1 protein-coding gene is annotated in these 381 nt (G+C 58.0%); it reads left to right on the top strand.

Features of this window, described 5'->3' with window-relative positions; all coding sequences use genetic code 11:
- Positions 1-180, top strand: a 180-nt coding sequence (locus KP705_RS19075) for a plasmid recombination protein (protein ID WP_215765445.1), incomplete at its 5' end; no start/stop codon positions are given.
- Positions 181-381 lie beyond the last annotated feature (201 nt).

Below are 381 nucleotides of genomic sequence, written 5' to 3' on the forward strand. Positions count from 1 at the left end.
GTCAAACAGGGCATGATCGCGTTCGAGAAGGCGCTACCTGAGAAGATCCGCAAGAACGCCGTCCAGTGCATCGAATACCTGGTCACGTCCTCACCTGGCGCGTTCGAGAACCGGAACGCTGACCAGGAGGCGTATTTGGGGTCACGACACGAAAGTGTATTTTACGTACGCTTAGGGTGAACACCTACAGAACCGCCAGCATTGGGGTTCAAGCGACAAGCAGGGATGCAGGCACCCGAAGCGGACGTAACGCGCCCGCTTCGGGCTGCTCATCGACATTCCAGCGATAGTCCCCTGTCAGAGAGATATGCTCCCAGCCGAGGGGTGCAATATGCCGCGCCAGGTCATCGGAAATGCCGAGCGTTGCGATGGCAGACTGAA

Source organism: Gluconobacter sp. P1D12_c (assembly GCF_018812105.1).
GTDB classification, from domain to species: domain Bacteria; phylum Pseudomonadota; class Alphaproteobacteria; order Acetobacterales; family Acetobacteraceae; genus Gluconobacter; species Gluconobacter oxydans_A.